Below are 14,368 nucleotides of genomic sequence, written 5' to 3'. Positions count from 1 at the left end.
AGGCAAGAGACGAGGCACAGCATGATGCGAGACGCGCAAACTTTCGAGCCGCAAGACGGCCGCCTCACGCGGCCCGCATTCTGGAGCGCACTCGGCGCGCGCTGGACCAGCGACATCGAGGAAACGCTCGTCTGCTGCCAGGTACGGCAGGAAACGCATGACGTGAAGAGCTTTTTCTTCATGTCGCGCGAGGGACGAACGTTCTCGTTCGAGCCGGGGCAGTTCATCACGCTCGAACTGGACATCGACGGTGAGACGATCAATCGCTGCTATACGATTTCGTCGGCGCCGACACGTCCTCACACGATATCGATCACGGTCAAGCGGGTGCCGGGCGGAAAAGTATCGAACTGGCTGCACGACAACCTGCGTCCGGGCGCTTCCGTGCGCGTGCTGGGGCCGGCGGGGGAATTCACGTGCGCGCGCCATGCGGCGGGCAAGTACCTGTTCCTGTCGGCCGGCTCGGGCATTACGCCTTTGATGTCGATGAGCCGGTCGCACCACGAGCTTGGAGAAGACCGCGACATCGTCTTCGTTCACAGCGCGCGTACGCCGGACGACATTATCTTCGCGCGAGAACTCGATCTCATCGCCGCCAATCAGCAGCGGTTCAGGACGTCGTTCGTCTGCGAACGAATCGGAGCGCGGACCAACTGGCCCGGGATCACCGGTTTTCTGACGTTGCCGCTGCTGCGCTTGATCGCTCCCGACTTCATGGAGCGCGAGATCTTCACATGCGGGCCCGCGCCTTATATGAAAGCGGTGCGCGACTTACTCGAGGAAGCAGGTTTCGATCGCACGCGATATCACGAAGAAAGCTTTTCGTTCGAATCGTTGTCGCCGGCTGAGCAAGCTGCGGCGACTGACGATGCAGCAGAACCGGCCGACGCAGGTGGGGCCGATGCGCAGGCACGCTTTTCGGTCACCTTTGCGAAGACGCGCCGCGATATCGAGTGCGGGGCGCACGAGCATGTGCTCGATGCGGCGAAGCGGGCGGGCTTGCGTCTGCCTTCGTCGTGTACCCAGGGCATGTGCGGCACCTGTAAGGTGAAGCTCGTGTCGGGAGAGGTCGATATGCATCACAACGGCGGCATCCGTCAGCGCGAGATCGATCAAGGGATGGTGCTGCTTTGTTGCAGCAAGCCGCTTAGCAATCTTGTCGTCGACAAATAGCGAGCCGGGCCGTTGCGGATGGTCGCGCTCATTGCGGCCATCGGGACCGGGTCGCTTCTGGTCGCTTCCGGTCGCTCCCGGGCAAACGCATGTCGGAAAACGCACTCATTGTCGATTATTGGCTGTTCAAGCTAAAGCCAGTTCGAACCCCTGGCTTTTAGCGACGAGCTGTAACCCCCGCGCCGCGGAAGCACGACCTGGAGAGACCATCATGAAGCTTTTCAAACAGTTGATATTGACCGCTGCGTTCGGCGCGGCGCTTGCAAGCGCGCTGCCGGCGCTGGCAGACGGCAAACCTACGATCAAAATCGGCTACGTCGAAGGGTGGGACGACAGCGTTGCCACTTCAAACGTTGCTGCGCAGGTGATCGAGACGAAGCTCGGGTATCCGGTCAAGCTCGTACCGGTGGCGGCCGGGGTCATGTGGGGCGGTGTCGCCCGCGGCGATCTGGATGCGACGCTGTCGGCCTGGTTGCCGGCGACGCATGGCGCCTACTGGGCTCAGTACAAATCGAAGGTCGAGGATCTGGGCGCGAACTTCACCGACGCCAAGATCGGACTCGTCGTGCCCGCTGACGTCAAGGCAACGACGATTGCGGATCTCGAAGGGCAGAAGACAGCGTTTGACGGACGAATCGTAGGGATCGATGCGGGCGCAGGTGTCATGAAGAAGGCCGACGACGCGATCAAGGCGTACAACCTCAGCTACCAGTTGATGCCGAGTTCCGGCAGTGCGATGACGGCCGAACTCGCACGCGACATTCATGCGAACAAGGCGATCGTCGTGACGGGATGGGCGCCGCATTGGATGTTCGCGAAGTGGAAGCTCAAGTTCCTCGAGGATCCCAAGAAAGTATTTGGCGGCGCCGAACATGTCGATAATGTGATCAATCCGGAACTCGATAAAAAGGCGCCACAAGTGGTGGAATTTTTGAAGAAGTTTCAATGGAAGCCGGGTGAGATCGACGGTGTGATGCTCGCGGCGCAGAACGGCACGAAGCCCGAAGAAGCGGCAAAGGCTTGGGTGTCGGCGCACCCGGACCGGGTTTCGAGTTGGGTGGCCGATATCAAGTAATCAGTAATCGTAAGAATTGGGTGTCCCTGTGCGGGGTACGCGGGCCGAAGGGCCCGTGTATCCCGCTTTTTTTTAGCCCGAAATCAGCGTGAAAATCCCTTGCAGAATGCTTTAGGGAGGGCTTGGCTTCCCGATTAGCGGGACATCTGAATATTTTCGAGCAACGAATTTATATCGCGCGGCGAACAACGCCGGGCGAGGTGAACAGGGTCGTTGGAAACAGGATCAGGCGCACCGTCTATCAGCCGGGATGCCGGACAGATGGTGCGCTCCCTATGCGGTGCCGACGCTCCGGGGAAGGACGCACTTACTGCAACACCACCGTCCGCTCCCCATTGATAAACACACGCCGTTCGATAAACGCCTTCACCGCCCTGGCAAGCGTGATGCACTCGACGTCACGCCCCACCGCGAGCAGCCTTTCCGGGCTATGCGAATGATCGACGCGCTCGACCGCTTGCTCGATGATCGGGCCTTCATCGAGATCGTCGGTCACGAAGTGCGCGGTCGCCCCGATAAGCTTCACCCCGCGCGCATGCGCCTGGTGATAAGGCTTCGCGCCCTTGAACCCGGGGAGGAACGAATGATGGATATTGATCGCGCGCCCCGCAAGCTTGCGGCTCGTCTCTTCCGAGAGGATCTGCATATAACGCGCGAGCACCATCAGTTCGGCGCCCGTCGTCTCAAACAGATCGAGCAGTCGCGCTTCCTGCCGCGCCTTGGTGTCGGCCGTCAGCGGCAGATAGTGGAAGGGCAAGCCGTGCTGAACGGCCATCGGCTCCAGCGTCGTGTGATTCGAGGCGATGCCGACGATGTCCATTGCCAGTTCGCCCATGCGCCAGCGGAACAGCAAATCGGCGAGGCAGTGCTCGAGTTTGGACACCATGAGCAGCACTTTTGGCCGAACGTGGGCGTCGTGAATTGCCCAGTTCATGTGGAATGAGGCTGCAATCGGCGTGAATTCGGCTTTCAGCGCATCCAGATCGAGCGGTGCTTCGTGCTCGCGCGCGCCGTGAAAGACACAACGCATAAAAAAGCGTTCGCTGAGATCGTCGTCGAAAACGGTCAGCTCGTCGATATAGCCGCGGTGCTTGTCGAGCAGCGCCACGACGGCCGCGACTTGGCCGGCTGCACTCGGGCACGCAAGCGTCAGGATGAATTGATGGGAACGGTCCGGTGTTGACATAGGAATAGCCCTGGTCTCCATGAAAGCGCGGCGGTGATGCGCGTTTGCGCACCACTGAGCGATGCTTACCAGTAGACCAGGGCGGGACGCGCGCAGATAGAACCGAATCGCCGTGGCGATGGTATCCGGGCGTCAGAGCGCGTTCGAGGGCAACTGAAACCGCGCGACGGCTTCGTCAAGGCGCCGGCTCTGATCTTCGAGTGACGCTGCAGCGGCCGATGCTTCCTCCGCCAGCGCTGCGTTGCGCTGCATTGCCTCTTCCATATGCGTGACCGACGCATTGATCTGCTCGATGCCGATCGACTGTTGTTCCGACGCCAGGCTGATTTCGCCGATGATCGTGCGCACGCGTTCAACCGCCTCGGTAAGTTCGCGCATCGTCGTCCCCGCTTCGCCGACGATTGCGCTACCGCCATCGACGCGCTGCGTCGAATCGCCGATCAACGTCTTGATTTCCTTTGCCGCGGCCGCCGAGCGCTGTGCGAGATTGCGCACCTCGGCCGCGACGACGGCGAACCCGCGTCCGTTTTCCCCCGCGCGCGCTGCTTCGACGGCTGCATTGAGGGCCAGGATGTTCGTTTGGAATGCGATGCCTTCGATCACGCCGACGATGCCCGCAATTTGCGTCGAGCTTGTCGAAATCGCGTCCATCGTCGCGACGACGCGCGCCATCGCGTCGCCGCCTTTTACGGCAATGTCGGCGGCGCTGCCTGCATACGTGCGCGCGCTGCGCGCGTTATCCGCGGTTTGACGCACGGTGGCGGTCAACTGCTCGATGCTCGCTGCGGCTTCCTGCAGCGACGCAGCCTGTTGCTCCGTTCGGTCGGAGAGCTCCATATTGCCGTGGGCGATCGTACGCACGTCCCCCATGATCGCCTCGGTGCTGGTGCGCACCCGGCCGACCGTTTGCGCCAATCCTTCTTGCATCTGACCGAGCCGCTTCAACAAATGGCCCATTTCATTGGCCCGCTCGACGACGACGTTGCGCGTCAGGTCCCCCTTGGAGATTCGATCGAAGTGATCGACTGCCGAATTGACCGGCGTCACGATGGCGCGGGCCAGTCTGCGTTGAATGATCAAGCCCACCACAAGCGCAATAACCGCTGCAGCGCCCAACATCCACAGCGCGCGATGAAAGCGCGCATTCGCCTCGTCGAACCGTGCCTTTTCGCGAGCGACCTGCAGGTTTTCCAATGCTCCAATGGCATCTTGATAGGCCGCGAATGTCGCGGGCGACGCTTCGCGCTGCGTCGAGAGAAAATCGACCATGTTGTCGCTGTCCAACTGCGATAACGCCTTCTGCAGCGTCTGATCGAAAAGCGCCTGGCGGCGGGCAAGCAATGTTTCCAGCAGGTTCTTTTCAGCCGCGTCGGGGGCGTGGAGATGCTGATAGGCAGCAAGTTCGTCATTGCTTTGCGCCAGCAGTTGATGCAAACGCGCAATTTCCTTTTTCGCAGGCTGCCCCGCACTGATCAATTGCTCGACTTCGCCTAATCCGCTGCGCAGTACCAACAGCCGTTCCGAGCTTGTCTTCAGATGAAGCAGCGAAGCCGTATCGTCCTGATACATGGCGGCAAGCTCGGCCCGGCCGGCGGACAGCAAAATGACCGCTCCCGCGATGACCAGCATCAATAACGCGGTGTAGCCGGCTATGGTGGCGGCAAGGCCGCCTCGGATCGAGAGTGCTTTAGGCATGGCGGTATTCGCGTGCGGCGTTGAAGAAAGCGCGCTCTACGAGCGCTCACCACAGGAATATCGGCACTGCCGGATGCCACCTATTGCCAAGAGGCGACGGCGGCCTGATCAATTGCGACATGGACGCAATTGACATCCCATCGGACCCCACGCAATTGCGTTCTACAGAGCAGGGTAATTGCGGTTATTGTCAAGTACTGAAATCCGTAGCGTAACCGCGGCAACTCATTAGAATTATTCCTCGACTGTCGCCAGAAACGCTTCGACGGAGATCATGGCTGCCGCATTTGCGGGGGCCGGACGTTCTGCCGGACGAAAAACGGCATCGCCGCGGCGAATAGCCCGGCGCGAAACGACGCACGTACCCGACGAATTGGCCGAGCGGCGGCGCCAGCGCTGTTCACCGTAGTGGCAGCGCCCGGGCTCAACCCAGCGAATGATCAGGGTGGTATCGGACTGTTCGAGTATTTCGATTTGGACGCGGCTTATATCTATGGCGCGAGACTTTCTGTTTCTCATAGCGGCTCCTTGCACCGAGCTGCCTAAATGTATTCGGGTCCGGCCAGGTTCGCTATCGCCATATCCGTAGAAACACCATTCTCGAAAAGGAAATAATCGAGAGGCGCTTCCGCTGATTTGCACACTTTTTTGCACACTGGCATGGCAATGCCGTGCGCCGGTGCACGCCGGCGCGTGCCGGCAGGTGTGGCCGGCACGGGCGGCCGGCACCGTTGCATCGTCAAAAGCGGGAAGGGCTGTAGGGCTGCGGGTTCGTGAATGGCGTTTGACCCACCATCATTTCGGCGAGCAAGCGGCCCGACACAGGGCCCAGCGTCAGGCCATGGTGCGCGTGGCCGAAGTTGAACCAGAGCCCCCGATGTCGGCCGGCCTTGCCGATGACCGGTCGCATATCCGGCATGCAAGGCCTGAGCCCCATCCATGGCGCGGCATCGAGGCGTCGGCCAAGGTTGAACGCCGGACGAGCATGGGCTTCGGCGCGATTGAGTTGCACTTCGGTCGGCGGCGCCTCGCGCGCGGCGATCTCGACACCGGTGGTCAGGCGCAGCCCCTGCTGCATCGGCGCGATGACGTAGCCTTGCTCGCGATCGAGAATCGGGCGGTTCAACGGCGTTTCCGTCGTGGCTTCATAGTGCATGTGATACCCGCGTTTGGCGCGCAGGGGAATCCGATAGCCCAGCGGCCCGAATATCGTGTCCGACCACGGCCCGAGCGCCACGACGAGCTCCCGTGCGCTGATCGGACCTTCGCTCGTCTGGACGATCCAACCGTCGCTTTCCATGTGCGCCGTCGCGGCGTCGCCCACTAACACCTTGCCGCCGATCGTTTCGAGCAAGCGCGCATACGCTTTGGTGAGTGCGCCCGGATTCGTCACGCTCTTCGGGTCTTGCCAATGCAGGCCGGCGCAAAACACATTCGAAAGTGCGGGCTCGCGAGCGTGCAATGCTGCCGCGTCGAGCGGATCGAGACGCAAGCCCTGAGCGCTCGCGAGTTCCTTGGCGCGTTTCGCGGCAGCGTGAAATTCGCCAGGAGTCCTAAATGCTTCGATCCATCCGCCGTCGCAGACGAGTTCGCTCGCCGCTGCCCCGGCGCGTGCGATCAATGCGTCATGCTCATCGACGCAGGCTCGGATCAGCGGGAGCATGTCGTGCGCCGCCGCAGCCAGCCGTTCTGGGGCCGATTCGCGCCAGTAGCGGGCGAGCCACGGGACGAAGGCGGGTAATCCTTTGAAATCCCAGTAGAGATCCGTCGATTGGTTGCGCGCATAGCGAGCGAGTGCGCCGAGATTGCGCGGGAATGCGTAGGGCACAACGCCCGAACGTTCGATCAGCCCGGCGTTGCCGAAGCTCGTGCCTTCCCCGGGCGCGCGGCAATCGACCAGTGCGACGCGCCTCGAACGATCTTGCAAATGGATGGCGCTGGACACGCCGACGATACCTGCACCTAGCACAATGACGTCAAAATCCATGAGAGGGCGCCTCGGTTGGTTGGACGAATCAAAAGCGGCGGGCGCTGCCGCTGCGTGGCGGTGCCGATGAGGGCTCGATCGGCTCTGCCTCCGGTGCTGTCAGGACGAGATCGGTCTCGGCAATGGCGACGCAAGGCAGGATCCATCCTTCATCTTTTTCTTCGCGGCTGAGACCGGGCCATTCAACCCGGTAGCTGACGCGTCCCGCAACGACCTTGCACAGACAAGTGCGGCAGGTGCCGTTGCGGCATGATCGCGGCAGCCGGACATGCGCGAAAGCCGCTGCTTCGAGTATCGACAACGAGGCCGGTGCGTCGAACGCGTAGCCGTGCGGTTCGATGTGCACAACGGGGGCGCGCAGCTCAGGCGGTGTGGTCATGACGGAGGCTCATATGAGGAAACGGAATGCCGGCGCCGTTTTTTCAGGGAGCTTACGCAAGTGCGGGTGTCGTTCCGCAATTAGCATGTCTTTCGTCAGACAAAAGGCTCGATTTACGCCAAATTGCAAGGAAAACTTGCTCGTCTGCGCAAAAGTCCTAAAGTGTATGCAATCGGCGTAGACGTTGACCCGTCTTCTCCGGCAGCCCGCGCTTCCAGCAAGAAGGAAGCACCTCCCACCGGCGCGGTCATCGGCTTGTGTTCGTCACGGCAAAGGCGAATTCTATGCAGATTACTTTTCCTAAAGAAGCACCTGAGTATTCGGGTCGCGAGTTGATCGTGGCGTTTCCCGCGCTCGTGAACGGCGAGCGCATCCGGTGCAGCATCACGGCCGAAGCGCTCGAAGACCATTTCGGCGCCGCATCTCCGCGGCTCGAGGACATGGTCGGCGCCTTCGACGCGCATCGTCCGCGCATCGAAGCCGCGACTCGGCGGTTGCTATCGGAGACAGGCGGGCAATGCGCGATGCTGCGCAGCGGCTACGTTCGCTTCTACGAAGCGAACGCTCGCGCGTAAGCGACCGGCGCCGTCTCGCTTCCGGGCTTTCAAAGCGCAAGGTCCGCTGCCACGCCGCAGCGGTGTGAAGCTGCGCGTCCTCCCGGCGATCGTGCTGCCGGATAATGCCGTGGCTGTTTATTCGCTGCCCAGATAGAAGAAGCGGAACAGGAAGATGGCCGCGATGATCCATACGATGGCCTTGACCTGCCGCGCACGTCCTGTCAGCAACTTCAGCCCCGCATAGGTGATGAAACCGAATGCGACGCCGTTGGCGATCGAATAGGTGAACGGCATCGCCAGCGCGGTAAGCGCAGCCGGCACGACTTCGGTCGCATCGTCCCACGGCAGATCGGCCAGTTCGCGCAGCATCAGACATGACACATACAGTAGCGCCGGTGCCGTGGCGTAGCCGGGCACGACGCCAGCCAGCGGCGAAAAGAACAGGCATGCAAGAAACAGAATGGCGACAGTGATCGCCGTCACGCCTGTGCGCCCGCCGGCTTGCACGCCCGAAGCGCTTTCGATGTAGGCCGTCGTCGACGACGTGCCGAGCAGCGAGCCCGCAACGATTGCCGAACTGTCGGCCAGCAGCGCCTTGTTCAAGCGATCCATCTTGCCTTCGACGAGCAGCCCGGCGCGATTGGCGACGCCCATCAGCGTGCCGGTGGCGTCGAACAATTCGACGAGAAAGAACACGAGCACGACGTTGATGATGCCGGTGGATAGCGCGGCGCGGATGTCGAGATGAAACAGCGTCGGGCTAATGGATGGCGGGGTGGAAATGACGCCGTGGAATTGATTGCCGCCGAAGAAAAACGACAGCACCGTCACGCCGAGAATGCCGATCAGGATCGCGCCGCGGACGCGCAGAAAGTCGAGCGTCACGATGGCGAAGAAGCCGATCGTCGCGAGAATCACCTCGGGCTTGTGCAGATCGCCGAGCGTGACGAGCGTAGCGGGGTTGCCGACGACGATTCCTGCGGTTTTCAGCGAAATGATCGCCAGGAAAAGCCCGATGCCGGCCGTGATTGCGACGCGGATCGACCGCGGTATGCCGTTGACGATCATTTCGCGCACGCGCAGCAGCGTGACGAGCAGGAACAAACACCCGGAAACGAAGACGGCGCCGAGCGCCGCTTCCCACGTATAGCCCATGCCCTTGACCACGGTGTAAGCGAAATAGGCGTTCAAGCCCATGCCGGGTGCGCATGCGATCGGGTAGTTCGCGTACAGGCCCATGATCAGCGTGGCGATCGCGGCCACGAGACAGGTGGCGACGAAGACCGCGTCTTTCGGCATGCCCGCATCGCCGAGGATCGCAGGATTGACGAAGATGATATAGGCCATCGTCAGAAATGTCGTGACGCCGGCCAATATTTCCGTGCGCAAATCCGTGCCTGCTTCTTCGAAGCCGAAGTAGCGTATTGCCGATGCCAACACAGTAGGTGCTTTGGTTTGTTCCATAGGATCGTTCGTATTTGTCCCGTCGGTCGGGGGGGCGCAGCAGCGTTTATGTCGCAACTGATGCAACTTGAACCAGCCGGATGCGGTTGCGACCCATCACGGTACGCAGCCTCGATCCGGAAACCGGCCGCACAGTTTAATAGCGACCTTTGGCGGATGCCAGCGTCCGCCAAAGGTCGCAAGCCGCGCAAGCGTTCTGCCGTGGCATAGACGGCGAAAGGCGCCGGCGAATGCCGGTCAACGACGATTGAGCAAGGTGGTGAGCAAGTCGATCGGAAGCGGGAAGACGATGGTCGAATTTTTGTCGGCGGCGATCGTCGTCAGCGTTTGCAGATAGCGCAGTTGCATCGCCTGCGGCTCGTGCGCGAGCGTCTGCGCTGCTTCGAGCAGCTTCTGCGAAGCCTGCAGCTCGCCGTCGGCATGGATGACCTTGGCGCGTCGTTCGCGTTCGGCTTCGGCCTGGCGGGCGATGGCGCGGATCATCGACTCGTTGATGTCGACGTGCTTGATCTCGACGGTCGATACCTTGACGCCCCATGCGTCCGTTTGGCTGTCGAGCGTTTTTTGAATGTCCGCGTTCAATTGCTCTCGTTCGGCGAGCAGCGCGTCGAGCTCGTGCTTGCCGAGCACGGCGCGCAGTGTCGTTTGCGACAGCTGGCTTGTGGCCTCCATGAATTTGGCGACCTGTATCACGGCCCTTTCAGGATCGACGACGCGAAAATAGACGACCGCGCTGACTTTGACCGAAACGTTGTCGCGCGTGATGACGTCTTGCGGTGGGACGTCCAATACGATCGTTCGGAGATCCATCCGTACGACTTGCTGAACGACAGGCACGATCAGAACCAGCCCCGGTCCTTTCACTTTCCAGAAGCGCCCGAGCATGAAGACGACGCCGCGCTCGTACTCGCGAAAAATGCGGATCGACGACGCGATGATGGCGAGCGCGATCAGGAGCAGCAACGTGCTGAAACCGAAGGTGAATCCAATCATGGCGACACTCCTTGTTGTGGTTCTTCTGCCGACACGACGTCGAGCGTCAACCCGTGCCGACCGGTGACCCGCACGCGTGCGCCGGCGGCGAGCGGCGTCGCCGCGGTAACGCGCCAACGTTCGCCGCGCACGCGCGCCCAACCGACGGGCGCGCTGCCCGGCAGGTCGTCGGCTGGGGCAAGGGCGGTGTCGATGATTTCGCCGACACTGCCCACCATGGCTTCGCTGCCTGTTACGATCGGCCGTCGCTGCGCGCGATAAGCGAAGCTCGACACGAATAATACGAACACGGCTCCCGCCGCCGAGAGCGCTGCGATCAATGACAGCGGCACGCCATAGCCGGGCGCGTCGGTATCGATCAGCATGAGTGCGCCGGCGGCGAACGCGATGATGCCGCCGAAGCCGAGCGTGCCGAATGTGGGCAGGAACGCTTCTGCGATCAGAAAGGCGATGCCGAGAAAGATCAGCGCAAGGCCGGTATAGCTGATCGGCAAAAGTTGCAGCGCGAAAAGACCGATCAGGAGACAAATGGCGCCTGTAACGCCGGGGAGCACGAAGCCTGGATTGGCGAATTCGAAAAACAGCCCGTACATGCCGATCGTCAGAAGGATCAACGCCACGTTCGGATCGGTCACGACGGCCAGGACGTGGCTGCGCCAGTCGGGCTCGAATGTCACGAGGGCGGCATGTGCCGTGTTAAGTGTATGTACGCCACTGGCGGTCTCGATAGTCCGGCCGTCGAGCTTGACGAGCAGATCGGGCACGTCGCGTGCCGTCAAATCGACCACATGTTGTTCAAGCGCTTCATTGGCCGAGAGGCTGACCGCTTCGCGCACGGCGCGCTCGGCCCATTCGGCGTTGCGGCCGCGCAATTGCGCCAGCCCCCGGATATAGGCGGCGGCGTCATCGATTTGCTTGCGGGTTTCGGTCGACTGAGAATCGGTGGCGAGCGGCGCGGATGCGCCTTTCTCGCGGGTACCGGCCGGTTTGCTCGATGGCGCGGCCATACCGGGTGCGCCGATCTGGATCGGCGTTGCGGCGCCGAGGTTCGTGCCGGGCGCCATCGCCGCGATATGACAGGCGTAGACGATATAGGTGCCGGCGCTGGCCGCGCGGGCGCCGCCCGGTGCGATGAAAGCAGCGACCGGCACGGGGGACGCCAGTATCGCCTTGATGATCTGGCGCATCGACGTATCGAGCCCGCCCGGCGTATCGAGTTCGATGACAGCCAGTTGGGCGCGCTCGGCAGCGGCGCGCGCAAGGGACCGCGTAATGAAATCGGCGCTCGCCGGGCCGATCGCGCCGGCTACCGGTATGACGACGATTTCGGTGCTGTTTGAGGAAGTTGCGGGGCGTCCTGCCCTGACCGATGCGGCATCAGGTGCCGCTTGAGCGCCTGTGCAGACCGACAGTGCGACGACTGTCAGTGCCGCGCGCAAGGCGGCACAGCGAGCGAGCCACATTCGGAGTGGGGTCCATGGCTGTGCATGGAGAGTCGACGCGATTCGCGGCAACGGATGGGTCTTCATCGTTTTCAGCCGACGCTTGGAATGCGCCGCCGCCGGCGGAAGGTCCGCCCTGACGCTTAAAGATTAGGATGAATCTCGCCCATCCGCTAACCGCAAAAAGCGCCGGAGTGCGGGATTGGGCGCGTTTGCCACAGGAATCGTCGTCAAGGGTGACGCCCGACGCGCCGCATCCGCTCGAGAATCCGAGGCGCTTGTTCGCTATCTCGGAGCCCGGTTGCGCCAAGGTTGCCTTGCGCACCGCACGTTCAAGGTCAGGCTTCGGGCGTATGGCAAACCACTTCGATGTTGTGGCCGTCAGGACCAATGACGAACGCTGCATAGTAATTGGCGTGATAGTGCGGGCGCAGGCCAGGCGCGCCATTATCCTTGCCGCCCGCATCGAGGGCCGCGCGATAGAAATCTTCGACTTGCCGGCGATTTTCTGCGGCAAACGCCAGGTGAAGGTGCGCCGGCTTCTCGGCGGCTTCGTACAAGCACAGTGAAGCCGTACCCTTTGCGCTGAGTTCGACGCCATAGGTTGGCGATCCTTCCCCGACGACGGCTACGCCGAGCGGTGTGAGTGCTTTGAGAAAGAACGCTTTGCTCTCTGCATAGTTGCTGACGCCAAATTTGACATGGTCGAACATATGTTCTCCTGATTTTATGAATCAGCTTCTACGGATTTGCATAACTATTCATTCTTTAACGTGACGCACACAGGGATATGTATTTCGATTGTGACGTAGCGTACGCCGCGGTCCGGCTTTGCGCGGTTTCGCGACACTAAAAGATCGAGCGCCTGGTCAGCGTGGTCAACCATTCGAGCGACAGAGTGCCCGCGAGCGAGTTGCCGTTCGCATCGAGTCCCGGCGACCAAACGCAGACGGCCATTTCTCCGGGCAGCACCGCCAGTACGCCGCCGCCCACCCCGCTTTTCGCCGGCAGGCCTACCCGAAAGACGAAGTCGCCGGCGGCGTCGTAGGTTCCGCAAGTGAGCATGAGGGCCGACAGACGCTTGGCGGAACTTGGGTCGAGGATGTGGTCCTGCGTCGCCGGCGAGATGCCGCCGTTGGCGAGGAAGAGGGCGGCGCGGGCGAGCTCGACGCAGTTCATTTCGATTGCGCACTGACGGCAATATGCGTCGACGACGGCTTCGGGGGGCATCTGCAGATTCCCAAAGCTGGCAATGAAGTGTGCCATTGCGCGATTGCGCTCCGCGTGCTGGAGCTCCGATTGCGCGACGCGCGAGTTGTAATCGATATCCGATGCGCCGGACAGGCGCCGCACGAATTCCACGAGTGCGGTTTCTGCGCGCACGAAGCGTCGGCAGAGCACATCGGTGACAACCAGGGCGCCCGCATTGATGAACGGGTTGCGCGGTAGTCCCCGTTCGGTTTCGAGTTGAACGAGTGAATTGAACGCGGTGCCCGACGGTTCGCGCCCGACGCGTTGCCACAACTCGTCGCCCAGCAATTGAAAAGCGAGGGTGCAGGCAAAGAGCTTCGAGATGCTTTGTATCGAGAACCGCTCGTACGCGTCGCCGACGGTAAACGCCTGACCGTCGAGGGTGACGACGGCCATACCGAAGCGCTCTGCCGGCACTTTGGCGAGCTCGGGTATGTAATTGGCGACGCGGCCCTTGTTCCGCCAGGGTTCGATGTCGCGATAGATCTGCTCGAGGATGAGCGCGTAGTCCGGCTGATGTTTCATTGGGTGTTCTGATTGTTCGATAGCTCTGCAAGAGCCGTGACCGCTCCGACACGCGCGTGCCTGCTGCGCATATCTGTCGCGTGTGTCCACGATAAGCGCAAATCGCGTCGAGCCCCTGCGTCGAGCCCGTATGGAACCCGCAAGCGGGTGTCGTCGTCAAGCGCGACGCCCCGGCGTCGATGGTGCTGTAGATGGGTGATGGCGGCATGTGAGCGCGCGAGAACTTTTCTCTTGCAGTCCGAGATGAACGCGCCTAGAATTGCGCCCTTTCGCGCGGTGCTGATGACGGCGCGAAGAAGTTGGAAGGAAGCGGGAAGGAAGCAGGGGGCTTGTTGCGCGGCGGTTTGCGCGAGGCTTCGGCGGCAATGTTTTGATAGCAGTCAGATGCAGGCGACGCTAAAAAAACAGTTGACGCGATGCGAAACACTCTGCATAATCTCGTTTCTCTGCTGCTGACGCAGCAACGCAAGACGGGCGGTACTGGAAGGGAAGGTTCTTCAGGTGCTGCCGGCGGTCAGGCGACGCGATCTTTAAAAATTTACAGCCGATAAGTGTGGGCGCTTGATGGCGAACGCGAGGTTGGGTCTTCGGATCTGGCCGATAGCGAAAGTATCAAGTCTCACACTAGTATTGAGGTAGGG

General features: G+C 61.5%; 13 protein-coding genes. 3 read left to right on the top strand and 10 right to left on the bottom strand.

What is annotated here, in order from left to right:
- Positions 1–21 precede the first annotated feature (21 nt).
- Together C0Z19_RS13350 and C0Z19_RS13345 are read left to right on the top strand one after the other, a co-directional pair.
- A complete protein-coding gene (locus tag C0Z19_RS13350; RefSeq protein WP_102610321.1) occupies positions 22–1,173 on the top strand; it encodes an FAD-binding oxidoreductase in 1,152 nt (383 codons plus the stop codon).
- A 211-nt stretch (positions 1,174–1,384) separates the two neighbouring features.
- Positions 1,385–2,248, top strand: a complete 864-nt coding sequence (locus tag C0Z19_RS13345) for a glycine betaine ABC transporter substrate-binding protein (RefSeq protein WP_102610320.1) — start codon at positions 1,385–1,387, stop codon at positions 2,246–2,248.
- 307 nt (positions 2,249–2,555) lie between these two features.
- Here the strand turns inward: C0Z19_RS13345 and purU are convergent, their stop codons facing one another.
- From purU to C0Z19_RS13320, 5 genes are all read right to left on the bottom strand, one after another.
- On the bottom strand, positions 2,556–3,434 hold the full coding sequence (gene purU, locus C0Z19_RS13340) for a formyltetrahydrofolate deformylase (protein WP_102610319.1): 879 nt from the start codon (positions 3,432–3,434) through the stop codon (positions 2,556–2,558).
- 132 nt (positions 3,435–3,566) lie between these two features.
- Positions 3,567–5,129 (bottom strand): methyl-accepting chemotaxis protein, encoded by a 1,563-nt coding sequence (locus tag C0Z19_RS13335; RefSeq protein WP_102610318.1) that lies wholly within the window; start codon positions 5,127–5,129, stop codon positions 3,567–3,569.
- Between the two features lie 234 nt (positions 5,130–5,363).
- On the bottom strand, positions 5,364–5,648 hold the full coding sequence (locus tag C0Z19_RS13330; RefSeq protein ID WP_102610317.1) for a DUF3331 domain-containing protein: 285 nt from the start codon (positions 5,646–5,648) through the stop codon (positions 5,364–5,366).
- A gap of 220 nt (positions 5,649–5,868) precedes the next feature.
- Entirely contained in the window at positions 5,869–7,116 is a 1,248-nt protein-coding gene (locus C0Z19_RS13325; protein ID WP_102610316.1) for an NAD(P)/FAD-dependent oxidoreductase, read from the bottom strand.
- A 28-nt stretch (positions 7,117–7,144) separates the two neighbouring features.
- Positions 7,145–7,495, bottom strand: a complete 351-nt coding sequence (locus tag C0Z19_RS13320) for a 2Fe-2S iron-sulfur cluster-binding protein (RefSeq protein WP_102610315.1) — start codon at positions 7,493–7,495, stop codon at positions 7,145–7,147.
- A gap of 284 nt (positions 7,496–7,779) precedes the next feature.
- On the opposite strand from C0Z19_RS13320, the gene C0Z19_RS13315 reads away from it, so the two are divergent.
- Complete coding sequence (locus C0Z19_RS13315; protein ID WP_102610314.1) at positions 7,780–8,070, top strand: DUF1488 family protein; 291 nt, start codon at positions 7,780–7,782, stop codon at positions 8,068–8,070.
- Positions 8,071–8,187: 117 nt separating this feature from the next.
- Here the strand turns inward: C0Z19_RS13315 and C0Z19_RS13310 are convergent, their stop codons facing one another.
- From C0Z19_RS13310 to C0Z19_RS13290, 5 genes are all read right to left on the bottom strand, one after another.
- Positions 8,188–9,489 (bottom strand): NCS2 family permease, encoded by a 1,302-nt coding sequence (locus C0Z19_RS13310; protein WP_102610465.1) that lies wholly within the window; start codon positions 9,487–9,489, stop codon positions 8,188–8,190.
- A gap of 264 nt (positions 9,490–9,753) precedes the next feature.
- Positions 9,754–10,509, bottom strand: a complete 756-nt coding sequence (locus tag C0Z19_RS13305; RefSeq protein ID WP_102610313.1) for a slipin family protein — start codon at positions 10,507–10,509, stop codon at positions 9,754–9,756.
- Positions 10,506–11,972 carry an NfeD family protein gene (locus C0Z19_RS13300; RefSeq protein WP_175083995.1) on the bottom strand — a complete coding sequence of 489 codons (1,467 nt, stop codon included), beginning with the start codon at positions 11,970–11,972 and terminating at the stop codon, positions 10,506–10,508. The genes C0Z19_RS13305 and C0Z19_RS13300 overlap by 4 nt, the downstream gene beginning before the upstream one ends.
- Before the next feature lie 317 nt (positions 11,973–12,289).
- Complete coding sequence (locus C0Z19_RS13295; RefSeq protein ID WP_102610311.1) at positions 12,290–12,664, bottom strand: VOC family protein; 375 nt, start codon at positions 12,662–12,664, stop codon at positions 12,290–12,292.
- A 136-nt stretch (positions 12,665–12,800) separates the two neighbouring features.
- Complete coding sequence (locus C0Z19_RS13290; protein WP_102610310.1) at positions 12,801–13,727, bottom strand: glutaminase; 927 nt, start codon at positions 13,725–13,727, stop codon at positions 12,801–12,803.
- Positions 13,728–14,368 lie beyond the last annotated feature (641 nt).

The sequence above is a fragment of the Trinickia soli genome (assembly GCF_002879855.1).
Taxonomy (GTDB): domain Bacteria; phylum Pseudomonadota; class Gammaproteobacteria; order Burkholderiales; family Burkholderiaceae; genus Trinickia; species Trinickia soli.
This window is presented reverse-complemented; position numbering and strand designations above follow the sequence as displayed.

Excerpts from the sequence above, each read along its gene's own strand:
- C0Z19_RS13305 (WP_102610313.1), bottom strand. The coding sequence starts at position 10,509 with ATGATTGGATTCACCTTCGGTTTCAGCACGTTGCTGCTCCTGATCGCG.
- C0Z19_RS13350 (WP_102610321.1), top strand. The coding sequence starts at position 22 with ATGATGCGAGACGCGCAAACTTTCGAGCCGCAAGACGGCCGCCTCACG.
- C0Z19_RS13300 (WP_175083995.1), bottom strand. The coding sequence starts at position 11,972 with ATGTGGCTCGCTCGCTGTGCCGCCTTGCGCGCGGCACTGACAGTCGTC.
- C0Z19_RS13335 (WP_102610318.1), bottom strand. The coding sequence starts at position 5,129 with ATGCCTAAAGCACTCTCGATCCGAGGCGGCCTTGCCGCCACCATAGCC.
- C0Z19_RS13290 (WP_102610310.1), bottom strand. The coding sequence starts at position 13,727 with ATGAAACATCAGCCGGACTACGCGCTCATCCTCGAGCAGATCTATCGC.
- C0Z19_RS13295 (WP_102610311.1), bottom strand. The coding sequence starts at position 12,664 with ATGTTCGACCATGTCAAATTTGGCGTCAGCAACTATGCAGAGAGCAAA.
- purU (WP_102610319.1), bottom strand. The coding sequence starts at position 3,434 with ATGTCAACACCGGACCGTTCCCATCAATTCATCCTGACGCTTGCGTGC.
- C0Z19_RS13325 (WP_102610316.1), bottom strand. The coding sequence starts at position 7,116 with ATGGATTTTGACGTCATTGTGCTAGGTGCAGGTATCGTCGGCGTGTCC.
- C0Z19_RS13330 (WP_102610317.1), bottom strand. The coding sequence starts at position 5,648 with ATGAGAAACAGAAAGTCTCGCGCCATAGATATAAGCCGCGTCCAAATC.
- C0Z19_RS13320 (WP_102610315.1), bottom strand. The coding sequence starts at position 7,495 with ATGACCACACCGCCTGAGCTGCGCGCCCCCGTTGTGCACATCGAACCG.
- C0Z19_RS13345 (WP_102610320.1), top strand. The coding sequence starts at position 1,385 with ATGAAGCTTTTCAAACAGTTGATATTGACCGCTGCGTTCGGCGCGGCG.
- C0Z19_RS13315 (WP_102610314.1), top strand. The coding sequence starts at position 7,780 with ATGCAGATTACTTTTCCTAAAGAAGCACCTGAGTATTCGGGTCGCGAG.